General features: G+C 68.4%; 14 protein-coding genes. 10 read left to right on the top strand and 4 right to left on the bottom strand.

From position 1 onward, the window contains the following. The first annotated feature begins 27 nt into the window (after nucleotides 1-27). The gene (locus AORI_RS43930) at nucleotides 28-519 is read left to right on the top strand and encodes a YajQ family cyclic di-GMP-binding protein (RefSeq protein ID WP_016331028.1); all 492 of its coding nucleotides are present in this window, start codon (nucleotides 28-30) and stop codon (nucleotides 517-519) included. Between the two features lie 49 nt (nucleotides 520-568). On the opposite strand, the gene AORI_RS43925 is transcribed toward AORI_RS43930, so the two are convergent. Further along, entirely contained in the window at nucleotides 569-1,243 is a 675-nt protein-coding gene (locus AORI_RS43925; RefSeq protein ID WP_016331027.1) for a hypothetical protein, read from the bottom strand. Between the two features lie 184 nt (nucleotides 1,244-1,427). Between AORI_RS43925 and AORI_RS43920 the strand changes: the two genes are divergently transcribed. Both AORI_RS43920 and rfbA read left to right on the top strand, forming a co-directional pair. Next, a complete protein-coding gene (locus AORI_RS43920; protein WP_016331026.1) occupies nucleotides 1,428-2,576 on the top strand; it encodes a sialidase family protein in 1,149 nt (382 codons plus the stop codon). Nucleotides 2,577-2,628: 52 nt separating this feature from the next. Then, nucleotides 2,629-3,510 (top strand): glucose-1-phosphate thymidylyltransferase RfbA, encoded by an 882-nt coding sequence (gene rfbA / locus AORI_RS43915; RefSeq protein WP_016331025.1) that lies wholly within the window; start codon nucleotides 2,629-2,631, stop codon nucleotides 3,508-3,510. On the opposite strand, the gene AORI_RS43910 is transcribed toward rfbA, so the two are convergent. The 3 genes from AORI_RS43910 to htpX all read right to left on the bottom strand — a co-directional run bounded on the left by AORI_RS43910 (nucleotide 3,500) and on the right by htpX (nucleotide 6,968). Then, the gene (locus AORI_RS43910; RefSeq protein ID WP_016331024.1) at nucleotides 3,500-4,816 is read right to left on the bottom strand and encodes an NtaA/DmoA family FMN-dependent monooxygenase; all 1,317 of its coding nucleotides are present in this window, start codon (nucleotides 4,814-4,816) and stop codon (nucleotides 3,500-3,502) included. The two genes, rfbA and AORI_RS43910, sit on opposite strands and share 11 nt — an antisense overlap. A 3-nt stretch (nucleotides 4,817-4,819) precedes the next feature. Further along, complete coding sequence (locus AORI_RS43905; protein ID WP_016331023.1) at nucleotides 4,820-5,890, bottom strand: LLM class flavin-dependent oxidoreductase; 1,071 nt, start codon at nucleotides 5,888-5,890, stop codon at nucleotides 4,820-4,822. Nucleotides 5,891-6,101: 211 nt separating this feature from the next. Then, on the bottom strand, nucleotides 6,102-6,968 hold the full coding sequence (htpX, locus tag AORI_RS43900; RefSeq protein WP_016331022.1) for a zinc metalloprotease HtpX: 867 nt from the start codon (nucleotides 6,966-6,968) through the stop codon (nucleotides 6,102-6,104). A gap of 134 nt (nucleotides 6,969-7,102) precedes the next feature. Between htpX and AORI_RS43895 the strand changes: the two genes are divergently transcribed. The 7 genes from AORI_RS43895 (at nucleotide 7,103) to AORI_RS43865 (ending at nucleotide 14,874) form a co-directional block, all read left to right on the top strand. After that, the gene (locus AORI_RS43895; protein WP_016331021.1) at nucleotides 7,103-8,071 is read left to right on the top strand and encodes a YncE family protein; all 969 of its coding nucleotides are present in this window, start codon (nucleotides 7,103-7,105) and stop codon (nucleotides 8,069-8,071) included. A gap of 24 nt (nucleotides 8,072-8,095) precedes the next feature. Then, entirely contained in the window at nucleotides 8,096-9,283 is a 1,188-nt protein-coding gene (locus tag AORI_RS43890) for a BtrH N-terminal domain-containing protein (RefSeq protein ID WP_016331020.1), read from the top strand. Between the two features lie 9 nt (nucleotides 9,284-9,292). Then, a complete protein-coding gene (locus AORI_RS43885) occupies nucleotides 9,293-9,808 on the top strand; it encodes an acyl-CoA thioesterase (RefSeq protein ID WP_016331019.1) in 516 nt (171 codons plus the stop codon). Between the two features lie 135 nt (nucleotides 9,809-9,943). Next, the gene (locus AORI_RS43880) at nucleotides 9,944-11,869 is read left to right on the top strand and encodes a S8 family serine peptidase (protein WP_043847877.1); all 1,926 of its coding nucleotides are present in this window, start codon (nucleotides 9,944-9,946) and stop codon (nucleotides 11,867-11,869) included. A gap of 331 nt (nucleotides 11,870-12,200) precedes the next feature. Then, nucleotides 12,201-13,436 (top strand): class I SAM-dependent methyltransferase, encoded by a 1,236-nt coding sequence (locus tag AORI_RS43875; protein ID WP_016331017.1) that lies wholly within the window; start codon nucleotides 12,201-12,203, stop codon nucleotides 13,434-13,436. Next, complete coding sequence (locus tag AORI_RS43870) at nucleotides 13,433-14,224, top strand: sugar phosphate nucleotidyltransferase (RefSeq protein WP_016331016.1); 792 nt, start codon at nucleotides 13,433-13,435, stop codon at nucleotides 14,222-14,224. The genes AORI_RS43875 and AORI_RS43870 overlap by 4 nt, the downstream gene beginning before the upstream one ends. Next, nucleotides 14,221-14,874: a PIG-L deacetylase family protein gene (locus AORI_RS43865; protein ID WP_043848538.1), complete on the top strand. Its 654-nt coding sequence runs from the start codon at nucleotides 14,221-14,223 to the stop codon at nucleotides 14,872-14,874. Before AORI_RS43870 ends, AORI_RS43865 begins: the two co-directional genes overlap by 4 nt. Nucleotides 14,875-14,876: the final 2 nt, after the last annotated feature.

The raw sequence follows: 14,876 nt of genomic DNA, 5'->3' as shown, positions 1-14,876 counted from the left end.
ACAAGCGAGTACGAGGTGTGAGAACACGTGGCGGATCCCTCTTTCGACGTGGTGAGCAAGGTCGATCGCCAGGAGGTGGACAACGCCCTGAACCAGGCCAGCAAGGAACTCGGTACGCGGTTCGACTTCCGGGGTACCGGGACCAAGATCGACTGGTCCGGTGAGGAGGCGATCGCGATCGAGTCCGAGACCGAGGAGCGGGCGCTGGCGGCGGTCGAGGTGTTCAAGGAGAAGCTGATCAAGCGCGGCATCTCCCTGAAGGCCTTCGAGGCGGGCGAGCCGGCGTTGTCCGGCAAGATCTACAAGATCGGCGGCAAGATCCTGCAGGGGATCGCGTCGGACAAGGCGAAGCAGATCGCCAAGTTCATCCGCGACGAAGGCCCCAAGGGCGTCCAGGCGCAGATCCAGGGCGACCAGCTGCGGGTGTCCGGCAAGAAGAAGGACCAGCTGCAGGACGTGATCGCCTTGCTGAAGGGCAAGGACTTCGAGATCGCGCTGCAGTTCACGAACTACCGCTGAGCACGGCGACGACGAGGCCACCTTCCGCCGAAGGTGGCCTTCGTCATGTCTACGAGGCGGTGACCGTCCAGGTCCCGTCGCCTTCCACCGACACGAAGGCCGGACCGGTCACGGGCACGCTGCCCTTGTAGTCGCCGAGCTGGTTGACGGGAAGTTCCGAGTAGTCTCCGCTGTGCACCCACACCGCCGTGCGGCCGCTGTTCTTGGTGGTGACGGCGACCGACGAAACGCCATCGGGCGCGGCGAACACCGCTTCGCTCTTGCCGGACAGGGGCTTGCCCGGCGTGAGCACGGGCAAACCGCTTTCGTCGGTGATGGTCAGCGTCCAGGCGGCGTTGGCCTTGACGGTGAACGTCTTCGCCTGACGGCCGGGCATGTCGTTGATCCACTGCGTGCCCTTGTACGGGCCGATGTCGTTGACGATCAGCTCGTTCTCCGTGTTGACCGCGACGTGCCCGGAACACTTCGGACAGTCGAAGGTCACAAAGCCGATGCGCGACGGCCAGGTCATCGGGACCGACGCGTTCCCCTTCCCCGAATGCTTCTCCTCCGGCTGCGGGCCGGGCTTCGGGGTGGTAGCCGGTGTGGGGGTCGTCGATGGCGAGCGCAGCCCTTCCGGAGCGGCCGCCCGCGGGACGACGCGGCCCAGGGCCGACGGCGAGCAGGCCACCAGGCCCGCGGTCAGCAGCACGGCACTCGCGGCCGCGCACAAGCGCCTGATCACGTGTTTCCCCCTAGTCGAACCCGTCATCCGATCTTCGCCCGCCAATAGCCCAGCGTTACCGGTCCACCCGGCCGAGCGATTCAGGCCACTCGGACGTGGGTTTCCGCCGCAACGCCTCCTCAGGAGCCCGAAAGGGACAAATACCCGTGTTGTAATCCGGCGATCGCGTTCGAGGAAGGTCACGATGAGACGCCGTTCCAGCTCCGCACTCGCCTTCGCGCTGTCACTCACGGTGATCGCGTCCCTGTTCACGTCCGCGCAGGCCGCGGAGCGCCAACAGCTCGTGCCCGGCTATGGCTCGTACCCCCGGCTCATCCGCCTGGAGCACTCCTCGATCGGCCGCGGCCGCATCCTCGCGTCGCTGACCAGCGAAGACGCGAGCGGCAAGTTCACCCCGATCATGGAGAGCACTGACGAGGGCCAGACCTTCCACAAGATCGGCGAGGTCCGCGACCGCGACGGTCGCCGCGGCATGTGCTGCGGAACGCTGTACGAACTACCGCAGCGGGTCGGCAGGCTGCGCGCGGGCACCCTGCTGTGGGCCGCGAGCTACCGGCAGGACGCCGGTCCGCAACGGCGGATCGGCATCAGGATCTGGTACAGCCGCGACGCCGGCCGCTCGTGGGCCTTCCTGTCCGAGGCCGCCCGCTCGCACAACCACGACGGCATCTGGGAGCCGGAGTTCGTCGTCGACGCGGGTGGCACGCTGTGGCTGCACTACGCCGACGAGACCGAGGCGCCGCAGTTCGCGCAGGTGATGAACCGGGTCGCCTCCACCGACGGGGTGAACTGGGGCACCAAGCAGCGCACGATGGCCATCCCGCCGCATCGGGTGCGGCCCGGGATGCCGATCATCCGCCGCCTCCCCGACGGCCGGTATTACCTGGCCTACGAGATCTGCAACTACCGCGACCGCTACTGCGACCCGTACTTCAAGATCTCCTCCGACGGCGCCAACTGGGGCGATCCCCTCGATCCCGGCACCCGCGTCACCACCGCCAGCGGCAACTACTTCCAGCACGCGCAGACGATCACACTGTTCCCCGGCGGGCCGAACGGGGTGCGGCTGGTGATGGTCGGGCAGATCTACACCAACGCCGCCGGCGTCCCGCAGCCCAAGAACGGGCAGGTCCTGCTGGCCAACGACAACTTCGGCGCCGGGCACTGGTACGAACTGCCCGCGCCGGTGCACATCGTCGGGATCCACAACAACTTCTGTCCCAACTACAGCTCGACGCTGCTGCCGGTCGACGGCGGCAAGAACGTGTTGCAGATCTCCACCGAGTACAACCTCGGCTGCAAGGCGTATTTCGCGAAAGGTCCGGCGTTCTGAGCACCCGGTAGTGTGAGGTCCCGAGCGATCGGTTACGAAGCGGGGGCATCGCATGAAGGGCATCGTGCTGGCGGGGGGCAGTGGGACGCGTCTGCATCCCATCACCCAGGCGATATCGAAACAGCTGCTACCGGTCTACGACAAACCGATGATCTACTACCCGATCTCGGTGCTGATGTTCGCCGGGATCCGCGAGATCCTGATCATCTCGACCCCCGTCGACCTGCCGCATTTCCGGCGGCTGCTCGGCGACGGCAGCCAGTTCGGGCTCAGCTTCAGCTACGCCGAGCAGGCCGCCCCGAACGGGCTGGCCGAGGCGTTCGTCATCGGCGCGGACTTCGTCGGCGACGACGACGTCGCGCTCGTGCTCGGCGACAACATCTTCTACGGCCAGGGCTTCTCCAGCAGGCTCCAGGCCGCGGCGACCGCGCTCGACGGCTGTGTGCTGTTCGGCTACCCGGTCAAGGACCCGCAGCGGTACGGCGTCGGGGAGATCGACGCCGACGGCAAGCTCCTCTCCATCGAGGAGAAGCCCGCGAAACCGAAGTCGAACAAGGCCATCACCGGCCTGTACTTCTACGACAACCAGGTCGTCGAGATCGCCCGTGACCTCAAGCCCTCCCCGCGCGGCGAGCTGGAGATCACGGACGTCAACCTCACCTACCTGCGGCAGGACCGCGCGACCCTGATCGACCTCGGCCGCGGGTTCGCGTGGCTCGACACCGGAACGCACGACTCGCTGCTGGAGGCGGGCCAGTTCGTGCAGGTCCTCGAACACCGGACGGGTGTCCGGATCGCCTGCCTCGAAGAAGTCGCGCTGCGCATGGGCTTCATCGACGCGGAGCAGTGCTTCGCGCTCGGGGCGAAGCTGGCGAAGTCCGGCTACGGCGAATATCTGATGAACGTCGCGCGCACCCAGGGCGCTACCGGCTGAACAGGTGTTCCCGCAGGGTGTCGCCGGTGTAGTCGGTGCGGAAGACACCCCGCTCCTGAAGGTGCGGGACGACGTCGTCGACGAACGCGTCCAGCCCGACCGGGGTCAGATGCGGCACCAGCACGAAACCGTCGGCGGCGTCGCTCTGGACGTACTCGTCGATCGATTCCGCGATCTGCCGGGCGGTGCCGACGAACTGCTGGCGCGCGGTCACCTCGATGACCAGTTCGCGGATGGAAAGCTTTTTCTCCTCCGCGATCGCCCGCCATTTCGCGGCCACGGCCAGCGGCTCCTTCTCGTGGCGGACCCGGCCCCAGGTCAGCGGTTCGGCGTCGGGGTCCGGGTCGATCTCGGGGAGCGGGCCGTCGGCATCGTAGGCGGAGAGGTCGCGGCTCCAGACCTGTTCGAGGAACTGGATCGCGGTCGCCGGGCGCACCTGCTGGTAGCGGATCTCGCGGGCCTGCTCGTGCGCGTCCTCCTCGGTGTCGCCGAGGACGAAGGTCGCGGCGGGCATGATCAGCAGCTCGCCGGGCTCGCGGCCGTAGGCGGGCAGCCGTCGCTTGACGTCGGCGAAGAACTCCTTGCCGCTCTCCAGCGAACCGTGGCGGCTGAAGATGACGTCGGCGGTCTTCGCGGCGAACTCCCTGCCCTCGTCGGAATCCCCGGCCTGGATGACGATCGGCTGCCCCTGCGGGGTCCTCGGGACGGTGAACTCGCCGCGAATGTCGAACTGCGGTCCACTGTGGACAAAGTGGCCGATGCCGCGGGCGAAGACGCCGTTCTCCTTGTCCCCCACCAGCGCGTCGGGGGCCCAGCTGTCCCACAGCTCACGCACGGTCGCGAGGAATTCCTCGGCGCGGCGATAGCGGTCCTCGCGTTTCAGGAAGCCGCCACGGCGGAAGTTCTGGCCCGTCCACGCGTCCGGTGACGTGACGACGTTCCACGCGGCGCGGCCGCCGGAGAGGTGGTCGATGCTCGCGACCTGGCGCGCGACCTCGTACGGCTCGTTGAAGGTGGACGACAGCGTGCCCGCGAGGCCGAGCCGGGTGGTGACCGCGGAGAGCGCGGCCAGCACGGTGGTGGTGTTCGGCCGCCCGACGACGTCCGAATCGAGGATCTTGCCCGCATGTTCGCGCAGGCGCAGGCCCTCGGCGAGGAACAGGAAGTCGAATTTGCCCCGCTCGGCCGTGCGCGCGAGATGCTCGAAGGACGAAAAGTCGATTTGACTACCCGAACGCGGGTCGCTCCACACGGTCGTGTCGTTGACGCCGGGGAAATGCGCGGCGAGTTTGACCTGTTTGGGCATTTGTCACGCCTCCGCGTACTGGTTGGCGGCGACCCCGAGGCCGAGGTGGTCGCGCAGGGTGGCGCCGGTGTAGGACTGCCGGAACACATCCGCGGCCTGGAGGGCGGGCACGGTCTCGGCGGTGAAGAGCGCCAGGTCGTCGGGCAGGACCGCGGGCCGGATGTGGAAGCCGTCGAGGCCGTTGGACGCCGCGAGGCGGAGCAGCTCCGTGGCGAGGTCGGCGGGAGTTCCGGTGAAGCTCGGGCCCGGCGGGAAGGGCGCGTAGGCCTCCAGCGCCCGGCGGCGGTCGATGGCCGCCTGCTCGGTCTCGGCGAGCACGATCGACAGGCCGGCGAGGAGTTTCGCGTCCGGGAAGCGCTCGCGGGCGCCGCGGATCTCGTCGACCAGGACGACGTCGGCGCCGTGCGCGTACGGCGAGTCGCCGTACACCGCGACGACGGGGTGGCCCTGCGGTGGGCGCGGCGTGATCGAAGGTCCCTTGACGCTGAAGAAGCGGCCTTCGAAGTCGACGTAGTGCAGCTTCTCGCGGTCGATGAAGCGGCCGGTCGGCTCGTCGCGGATGATCGCGCCGTCCTCCCAGCTGTCCCAGAGGCGGGCGATGACGTCGACGACCTCGGCGTTCTCCGCTTCGGCGTCCACCTCGGACGGGAGGGTGCGCCTGCCGAAGTGCGCGACCTCGGCCTCGGTGCGCGAAGGGACCGCGAGGACGCCTGCGCGGCCGCGGCTCGCGAAGTCGAGCGAAGCGACGGCCGTCGAGATGTGGAACGGTTCGGTGTGCGTGGTGGTGACTGTGGGGACGAGACCGATTCCGCTGGTCACGGGGGCGATCGCGGCGAAGGTGAGGAGCGCGTCGAGCCGGCCTCGGACGACCTCCTCGCCGCCGGGTTGGAGCGCGAGGGTGTCGTCGAGGGTGACGAAGTCGAGCGAAGCCGCTTCGGCGAGCTTCGCGTGGGCGAGGTAGTGGGCGGCGGTGAACAACGCGGACGGGCGGACGTCGGAGACCCGCCAGGCGGCCGGATGCTGCCCGGCCCCGTCGAGCGCGACCCCGAGGTGCAACTGCTGTGCGGAACCCATGCCCCGGGGAACTCGCGCACCTCCCCCTCGATTCCCGCTCCCACGAGGTGAGACTCCCGGGCCGACCTGCGTTTAGCGGGCTAATCGCGATCCCGGGGGCACTTGCGTTTCGCGGGCTAATCGCGATCCGGGCGGGAGCGATCGCGTTTAGCCCGCGAAACGCGATCTGGGGGCCCACCTGCGTTTCGCGGGCTAAACGCGATCCGGGAGGTCAGAAGGGGCGGCGCGCCATGTCTTCCAGGCGCCGGATGCGTTCGGCCATGGGCGGATGCGTCGAGAAGAGCTTCGAGAGGCCTTCGCCCGGACGGAACGGGTTCGCGATCATGAGATGCGACTGCGAGACCAGCTTCGGCTCCGGAACGAGCGGCGCCGCGCGCGTCCCGCTGTCGAGTTTCCGCAGGGCGGACGCCAGCCCGAGCGGGTCGCCGGTGAGTTCCGCGCCCGAAGCGTCGGCCTGGAACTCCCGCGAGCGGCTCACCCCGAGCTTCACGACGGCGGCCGCGATCGGCCCGATCAGCGCCAGGAGCAGCCCGACCAGCGGACTGTCGCCGTCTTCGCGGTTGCTGCCGCCGAAGAGGCTGGTGAACATCGCGATGTTGGCGATCACGCTGATCACGCTCGCCAGCGCGCCCGCGACGCACGAGATCAGGATGTCGCGGTTGTAGACATGGGACAGTTCGTGCCCGAGCACCGCGCGCAGTTCGCGCTCGTCGAGCAGGTCGAGGATGCCGGTGGTGCAGCACACCGCCGCGTGCCGGGGGCTGCGGCCGGTGGCGAAGGCGTTCGGGGCCACGGTGGGGCTGATGTAGAGCCTCGGCATCGGCTGCCGCGCCGTCGTCGCCAGCTCCCGCACGATCCGGTACATCGCCGGCTGCTCGGCCTCGGACACCGGCCGAGCTCGCATGGCCCGCAGCGCCAGCTTGTCGGAGTTGAAGTAGGCGTACGCGTTGACGCCGAGCGCCACCACCAGGCCGATGACCAGTGCGCCCCGCCCGAAGAAACCGCTGATTCCGACGATGAGCGCGGACAGCAGGCCGAGCAGGACGACGGTCTTCAGCCCGTTCTGGTGCTTGTGCACGGCGTCCTGCTCCTTTCTTTCTCAAGGGTGGGGGTTACTCATCGGAAACAACGCGATCGGGGGACGCGAAGTTCCTTCGCGTGCTCGGATCGCGGGTTATCGTCGAAGCCCGGGACGATCATCGGGAGGCGCCTGTGCGAGGACCCGAACTGAGCCGCCGAGCCCTGCTCACGCTGGCCGCGGCCGGCGCCTCCGCGGTCGCCTTCGCGCCGGCGGCCAGAGCCGAGAAAGTCCTTCTCGTCGAGGTCGGGGGCGCCCCGGAGGCGGTCGCGGTGAATTCCGTCACCGGCTTCGCCTACCTCTCGGACCCGTCCACCGGCACGATCGTCGTCCTCGACTCGCGGTCCGGCACGGTCGGTGACGTGATCCCGGTCGGCGGCGAGCCCGCCGGGCTGGCCGTGGACACGGTGACCAACCGGGTCCTCGTGGCGAATCCGCCCGCCGGGACCGTCCTCGTGCTGGACGGGCGGACCAACGACGTCGTCAGCGTGGTGCCCGCCGGTCCCGGCGCGTCCAGTGTCGACGTCGACGAGCAGGCGAACCGCATCTACGCGGCCAGCGCCCTCACCGGGACACTCGCGGTCATCGACGGGGTGGGCTGCCGCTTGCTGGACCTGGTCCCGGGCCCGACGCGCGGGTTGTCGTCGACGGCGATCGACAGTGGACGCAAGCTCGCGTACTGCACCAGCACGGCCACCGACTCGCTGGAGATCTTCGACATCGGCGCCGGCCGGTTCACCGGCGGCATCCCGGTCGGCAAGTCGCCCACCGGCGTCGCCGTGCACAGCGCGTCCGGCACGGTGTTCGTCGCGAATTCGGCCATCCACCATCTGTCCATCGTGGACACAGGCGAACGCAAGGAAAAGGCGACGGTGCTGCTGCGTTCGGAGTCTTCGGCGCTCGCGGTCCATGAGGGATCGAACACCGTTTACGCCAACGGCGGCCCCAACGGCATCGCCAGGATCGACGGCAGGACGAGCCTGCTCACCGGCGACCTGTCACTCGGCGTGAACCCCGGCGCGGTCGCGATCGATCAGCGCACCAGGACGGTGTACGTGACGGATCCCTTACGCGGCAGGGTTTCCCTGATCAGGGACTTCTGACGCCGAAACGGGCATGATGGCGGGGTGAGCGAGTACGCATTGCGTGGCGGGCTGCAACCCGACGTCTCGGCGGTCACCGCCGTACTGACCCATCACGGGGTCGAAGGGCCGGACGGTCAGGCGCCCAGCGAGGCACTGGTCTTCGCCGCGTCCGGCGGGATCGGGGCGGGTTACATCCTGTGGGACTTCGCCCACGAGACGATGTCGACGATCGTGTTCGGCTTCCGCGCGCGCTGGCAGTATCCGCAGGAATGGCTCAAGTCCACAGTGGACCGTCTCGGGCTCGCCGTCGACCTCCACACCACCGGCGGCAAGCGCGCCGCCGCGAAACGGCTCTCCGCGAATCTCGAAGCCGGACGGCCGTCGATCGTCCTCCCCGACCGCGAGTCGCTCGGCTACTGGCGGCTGCCACCGGAGCTGTCCGGCGGTGGCGGCCACTTCGTCGTCGCGTACGGCGAAGAGGACGGCCGGGTGCTGGTCGACGACCGGAACCTCGCCCGGCTGACGGTCGACCGGAAGACTTTCGACGCCGCGCGGGGCCGGGTCGGCTCGTACAAGAACCTGCTCGCGACGATCGAGCCCGGCGAGGTCCCCGACTGGCGGGCGGCCGTGCGCGGCGGGCTGACGGACTGCGCGCGGAACCTTTCGGAACCGTCGAAATCGTTCTCGCTGCCCGCCTGGGGGCGATGGGCGAAGGCGATGACCGACGAACGTGACCCCAAGGGCTGGCCTCGCGCGTTCGGTGAGCGGCGCGGGCTCGTCGGCGCGCTGTTCAACGTCTGGGAGAGCGTCACTCCGGCAGGGATGGAGGGCGGGCATCTGCGCGGGCTGTTCGCCGACGCGCTCACCGAGGCGGCCGCCCTGCTCGAACTCCCGGCACTGGCCGAACAGGCGTCGACCTGGCGCGGGATCGCCGAGCGCTGGGCGGAGCTGGCCGAGGTGGCCGTTCCCGCGTCGAACGCCGAATTCGCCTGGATGCGCGGGCTCATCAGCGCGGTTTCCGCGGGTGTCCGCGAGGGCGACGCGGGGCAGGACGCCGCCGCGGCCGCCGGTGACGAGATGTGGAAACTGCGCGCGCATTACAACGACGAAACGCCGTTCACCGACGCCGAAGCCCGTGAGCTTTTCGGCACGATGGGCACCCTGCTCCGGGACATCCACGCCGCCGAGACGGCGGCGATCCGCGAACTCTCCGAAGCCCTGATGGAGTGAACCGGGCCGGTGTCCGTTGCGCCGCGCGGCCGGAACACCACGCGATCGTTCAAGATCCACTTCGTGCACGCACATCCGCTGGGGACGACCAGTGCGCGTCCCGCTCCCGAGATCCACCTTCACCGCCATCGCCTGCGTGTCGCCGACCTGGACCATCTCGGTCACGTCGGGAATGTGCGGTTGCTCGACTACTTCCAGGAAGCCCAGGTCGCGATGCTCGACCCGCGGCGTGAGCATCTCTTCCAGGCCAAGGGACCGGCGTATCTCATCGCGAAGCACAACGTCAGCTACCTGCGCAGGCTGACCTTCCGCGACAGCCCGGTCGAGGTGGAGACCGTGGTCGGCCGGATCGGGACCTGCGACGTCGTGGTGAACAGCAGGCTGCGCGACGAACGGGCCGTTTACGCGCGCTGTCGCACCATCTGGGTCGCGTGTGTCCTGCCCGAAGGCAGCACGCGAAGACTCGGCGACGAGGAACGCGAACGGTTGACGCGGTTCAGCGGGACGATCGACGAGAGCTCCTGAATCAGTTTTTAACCGTTTATGCTCCATTTCCCGCATCGCCGGAAAACGGCTGGGCCGTTCAGCGGCTGATCATCACACTTTTCGGCCGGTACCTTCGGAAGACCTCTCCCCTGCAGAGCTCCCCGGAGGTATTTCATGCCACGGTCGAAGTCTGTCCGCTTTCTCGCGCCCTTGGTCGGCGCGATGCTATTGACGAGCGGGGTGGCCGTCGCCGCCCCGGCCGTCGAAGATCCCCAATTCATCCGCCTGGCCAGCAGGACCTTCGATCCGCTCAGCCAGCGTACGGCCGCGAGCCAGGACTGGAAGGGTGCCTACCTCCTCCAGGTCCGGGGCGCGCTGACCGACGAACAGCGTGGGCGATTGCGGTCGCTCGGCGTGCGGATCGGGACCTACATTCCCGATTTCGCCTATGTGGTGCGGCTGAAGCCGGAGAACCGCGAATCGGTCGCGAAATTGAATTTCGTCCGCTGGCTCGGCGAATACCGGGCGGACGACAAGGTGGAGATCTCACTGGCCGCGACGAGCGGCTACCTGGTGACGCTGGTCGAAGCGGACGCGCGGGACCAGCGCGCGGTGGCCGAGCGGATCCTGCGGCTCGGCGGGAACATCGAGGCGATCTCGCAGAGCGGGCAGCACATCGTGGCGAAGCTCGGCACCGGCCAGGCCGCCACCGTGGCGCAGGGGGCCGAGGTGCTCGCGGTCGGTGCGATCACCGCGCCCGAGACCGACATGGCCAACGCCAGGGAAAGCAGCGGCGCGAACTACATCGAAAGTGTCGGCGGCTACCGCGGCCAAGGCGTGCGCGGCGAGGTGATGGACGGCGGACTGCGCGTCACGCACCAGGAGTTCAAGGCGCGGCCGACGGTGATGCACGGGTCGAACTCCACCAGCACCAGCCACGGGACGTCCACGTACGGCCAGATCTTCGCGTCGGGTGTGAGCGCGCCGCAGCGGGGGCTGCTGCCCGAGGCGCAGGGGATCTTCGCCACCTACAACAAGCCGGACCGCTACGCCCACACCAAGGAATTGGTCGACCCGGCGGGCAAGTACCGCGCGGTGTTCCAGAGCAACAGCTGGGGTGGCGGGCTGACCACGGCCTACAACTCGGTCTCCGCCGAGCTCGACAAGATCGTCTTCGATCACGACCTGCTGATCTGCCAGTCGCAGAGCAACGCGGGCACCCAGCAGTCGCGGCCGCAGGCCTGGTCGAAGAACGTGCTCTCGGTCGGCGGGCAGTACCACTACAACACGCTGGGCCGCACCGACGACAAGTGGAACGGCGGCGCCAGCATCGGCCCGGCCGCCGACGGCCGGATCAAACCGGAGCTGTCGAACTACTACGACCGGATCGACACCACGTCGTCCGGCAGTGACACGTCGTACACGACGTCGTTCGGCGGCACGAGCGGCGCGACCCCGATCACCTGCGGAAACGCCGGGCTGCTGTTCCAGATGTGGGCCGACGGCGTGTTCGACGGCGGCCCCGGCAAGGGCCGCGACGTCTTCGCGAGCCGCCCGCACGCCGCGACCGCGAAGGCGCTGCTGATCAACGGGGCCGACCAGTTCGCGTTCAGCGGCACCTCGCACGACATGACCCGGACGCATCAGGGCTGGGGTACCGCGAACGTGCGGTACCTGCACGAACAGGCCAAGGCGAACGGGTGGAAGCTGCCGGTGCTGGTGAACGAGACCGACCTGCTGGGCACCGGGCAGTCGAAGAAGTACACGGTCGCGGTGAACGGGACCAAGCAGTTCAAGGCCACGCTGGCCTACACCGACCCGGCGGGCTCGCCGAGCGCGTCGGTCGCCAGGGTCAACGACCTGACGCTGAAGGTCACCGCGCCGAACGGGACCGTCTACTACGGCAACAACGGGCTGAAGGCGGGCAACTTCTCGACCGCGGGCGGGTCGCCGAACACCGTCGACACGGTGGAGAACGTCATCCTCGAGAAGCCGGCCGCCGGTACGTGGACGGTGGAGGTCGTGGCGACCCAGGTGAACGCCGACGGTCACCCGGAGACGTCGGCGACCGATGCGGACTACGCGCTGGTGGTTTCCTGACGGTTTGACGGCCGGATCGCGTTTAGCCCGCTAAACGCGAAGTGGCCGGTGAGGTGGGTTCGTGAAGCGCGTGAAGGCCCCCTTCCCTCGGCTGAGTCGAGGGAAGGGGGCCTTCACGCACGTCTGGGCTGTGGCGGGCGAGTCGCGTTTAGCCCGCGGAACGCGATCGGGCGGGGTTGCCCGCGCCCGGATGGCGGAGACGTCTGCGCCGATGGCCGAGACGCCAGGTTTCGGTTGTGAGACGGAAGCGTGAGACCCCTGGAAGGCATGTAACGAGGCGACCCGAGGTGCCGACGTCTGGGATACGTGACGCGAGCCAAGGAGCCTCTCGATGACCACCTGCCGACTCTGCGGCTCGGCCCATCTCGCCAGTGTCGTCGACCTCGGGGCGACGCCGCCGTGCGAACGATTCCTGACCGCGGAACAGCTGCAGGAACCGGAGCCGACGTACCCTCTGCACCTGCGGGTCTGCACCGAATGCCGGCTCGCCCAGATCCCGCCGCTGATCACCCCGGAAGAGACTTTCACCGAATACGCGTACTTCTCGTCGTATTCCGCCTCCTGGGTCGAACACGCCAAGACGTTCGTCGACGGCGCCGTCGAGCGGCTGGGGCTCGACGAGTCCTCCTTCGTCGTCGAGGTCGCCAGCAACGACGGTTATCTCCTCAAACACGTTGTGGCACAGCGGATTCGTTGTCTCGGCGTGGAACCTTCGGTGAACGTGGGCCAAGCCGCGCGTGACGCCGGGGTGCCGACGAAGACCGCCTTCCTCGGCCCCGAAACCGGACGCGAGGTCCGCGACGAGCACGGCCCCGCCGACCTCGTCGTGGCGAACAACGTTTACGCGCACATTCCGGACATCATCGGGTTCACGCACGGGCTCCGCGCCCTGGTCGCCGACGACGGCTGGGTCAGCATCGAGGTCCAGCACCTGCTGACGCTGATCCAGGAGAACCAGTACGACACGATCTATCACGAGCACTTCCAGTACTACACGGTGGAATCCGCGCGCCGGGCCCTCGCGCGCGGCGGATTGTCCGTTGTGGACGTCGAGCTCCTGCCCACCCACGGCGGGTCGATCCGGCTGTGGGCGCGCCCGGACGCCGTCGCCGGCGAGCCGAGCGAGCGGATGACGCAGGTCCTCGACGCCGAAAAGGCGGCCGGACTGCACGAAATGTCCGGCTACACCGAATTCTCCGAGCGGGTCACCAAGGTCCGGCTCGAGCTGAACAAGTTCCTCACCGACGCCGCGCTCGAAGGCAAGACCGTCGTCGGTTACGGCGCCCCGGGCAAGGGCAACACGCTGCTGAACCACTGCGGCATCCGCCCGGACGTCTTGCGGTACACCGTCGACCGCAATCCGTACAAGCACGGCCGGTTCACCCCCGGCACCCGGATCCCGATCCTGCCGCCGGAGCGCATCGAAGCGGACCGGCCCGATTACGTGCTCGTCCTTCCGTGGAACCTCCGGAAGGAACTGACCGCCCAATTGTCCTTTGTGGACGAATGGGGCGGGAAACTGGTCTTCCCCATCCCGCACCTGGAAATCGTCGAGGTGAAGTCGTGAAGGTAGTCCTCTTCTGCGGCGGCTACGGCATGCGGATGCGCAACGGTGACGCGTCCGACGTGCCCAAGCCGATGGCCATGGTCGGCCCCAGACCCCTGATCTGGCACGTGATGCGGTACTACGCGCATTTCGGGCACACCGAGTTCATCCTCTGTCTCGGCTACGGCGCGCACCACATCAAGGAGTTCTTCCTCAATTACCAGGAGACCACCTCCAACGATTTCGTCCTGCGGAACGGCAAGGCGGAGCTGCTGTCGACCGACATCGCGGACTGGTCGATCACCTTCGTGCAGACCGGTCTCGAATCTGCCATCGGCGAACGGCTGCGCCGGGTGCGCCCGTACCTCGAGGGCGACGAGATGTTCCTCGCCAACTACGCCGACGTCCTCACCGACGCGCCCTTGCCGGAGATGATCGAGCGGTTCACGGAATCCGACGCCGGCGCCTCGATGATGGTCGTGCCGCCGCAGTCGTCGTTCCACTGCGTCGAAATGGGCGAGGACGGCCGCATCGGCGCGCTGACCCCGGTCAGCGAGATGCCGCTGTGGGAGAACGGCGGGTACTTCGTGCTGCGCCAGGAGATCTTCGACCACATCCCCGAGGGCGGCGACCTGGTGGCCGACGGCTGCGGCGAGCTCGCCAAACGGGGCAAGCTGCTCGCGTACCCGTACCGCGGGTTCTGGAAGCCGACCGACACCGTCAAGGAACGCGTCCAGCTGGACGACGCGTACGCGCACGGAGACCGTCCGTGGGCACGCTGGGAACGCGAAGCGGCGAGCACGGCGTGATCGAGCTCGGCACCGGCGGCGTCCAGCGGATCGTCGCGCTCGGCGCGCACTGTGACGACATCGCCATCGGGGCGGGCGGCACGCTGCTGACGATCTGCGCCGCCAACCCGGGCGTCCGGGTGGACGCCCTCGTCCTTTCCGGCGGCGGCACCGAACGGGAGACCGAGGAGCGCGCCGCGCTCGCGGCCTTCTGCCCGGGCGCCGACGTCGAGGTCACCGTGCTCAAGCTGCCCGACGGCCGGCTCCCCGCGCATTGGGAAGAGGCCAAGAACGGGCTGGAGGAGCTGCGCCGCCGCACCGACCCGGACCTCGTCCTCTCCCCGCGCACGGCGGACGCGCATCAGGACCACCGCGGCCTGGCGAAGCTGGTGCCGACGGTGTTCCGCACCCATCTCCAGCTGGAGTACGAGATCGTGAAATGGGACGGCGACCTCGGCAAACCCACCGCGTACGTCCCGCTGCCCGCCGAGCTCGCCGAGGAAAAGGTCCGGCTGCTTCAGGAGCATTACGCCTCCCAGCGGCACCGGCCTTGGTACGACCGGGAAGCCTTCCTCGGCCTCGCCCGCATTCGCGGCATCGAATGCGGGCAGCGCTATGCCGAGGCCTTCGACCTCAAGAAACTGACGCTCGACCTCACTCCGAAAGGCTGAAA

The sequence above is a fragment of the Amycolatopsis keratiniphila genome (assembly GCF_000400635.2).
GTDB classification, from domain to species: Bacteria; Actinomycetota; Actinomycetes; order Mycobacteriales; family Pseudonocardiaceae; genus Amycolatopsis; species Amycolatopsis keratiniphila.
This window is presented reverse-complemented; position numbering and strand designations above follow the sequence as displayed.

Bases quoted from the DNA above. Each gene is read 5' to 3' on its own strand.
- rfbA (WP_016331025.1), top strand. From the start codon at position 2,629: ATGAAGGGCATCGTGCTGGCGGGGGGCAGTGGGACGCGTCTGCATCCC.
- AORI_RS43875 (WP_016331017.1), top strand. From the start codon at position 12,201: ATGACCACCTGCCGACTCTGCGGCTCGGCCCATCTCGCCAGTGTCGTC.
- AORI_RS43910 (WP_016331024.1), bottom strand. From the start codon at position 4,816: ATGCCCAAACAGGTCAAACTCGCCGCGCATTTCCCCGGCGTCAACGAC.
- AORI_RS43880 (WP_043847877.1), top strand. From the start codon at position 9,944: ATGCCACGGTCGAAGTCTGTCCGCTTTCTCGCGCCCTTGGTCGGCGCG.
- AORI_RS43920 (WP_016331026.1), top strand. From the start codon at position 1,428: ATGAGACGCCGTTCCAGCTCCGCACTCGCCTTCGCGCTGTCACTCACG.
- AORI_RS43905 (WP_016331023.1), bottom strand. From the start codon at position 5,890: ATGGGTTCCGCACAGCAGTTGCACCTCGGGGTCGCGCTCGACGGGGCC.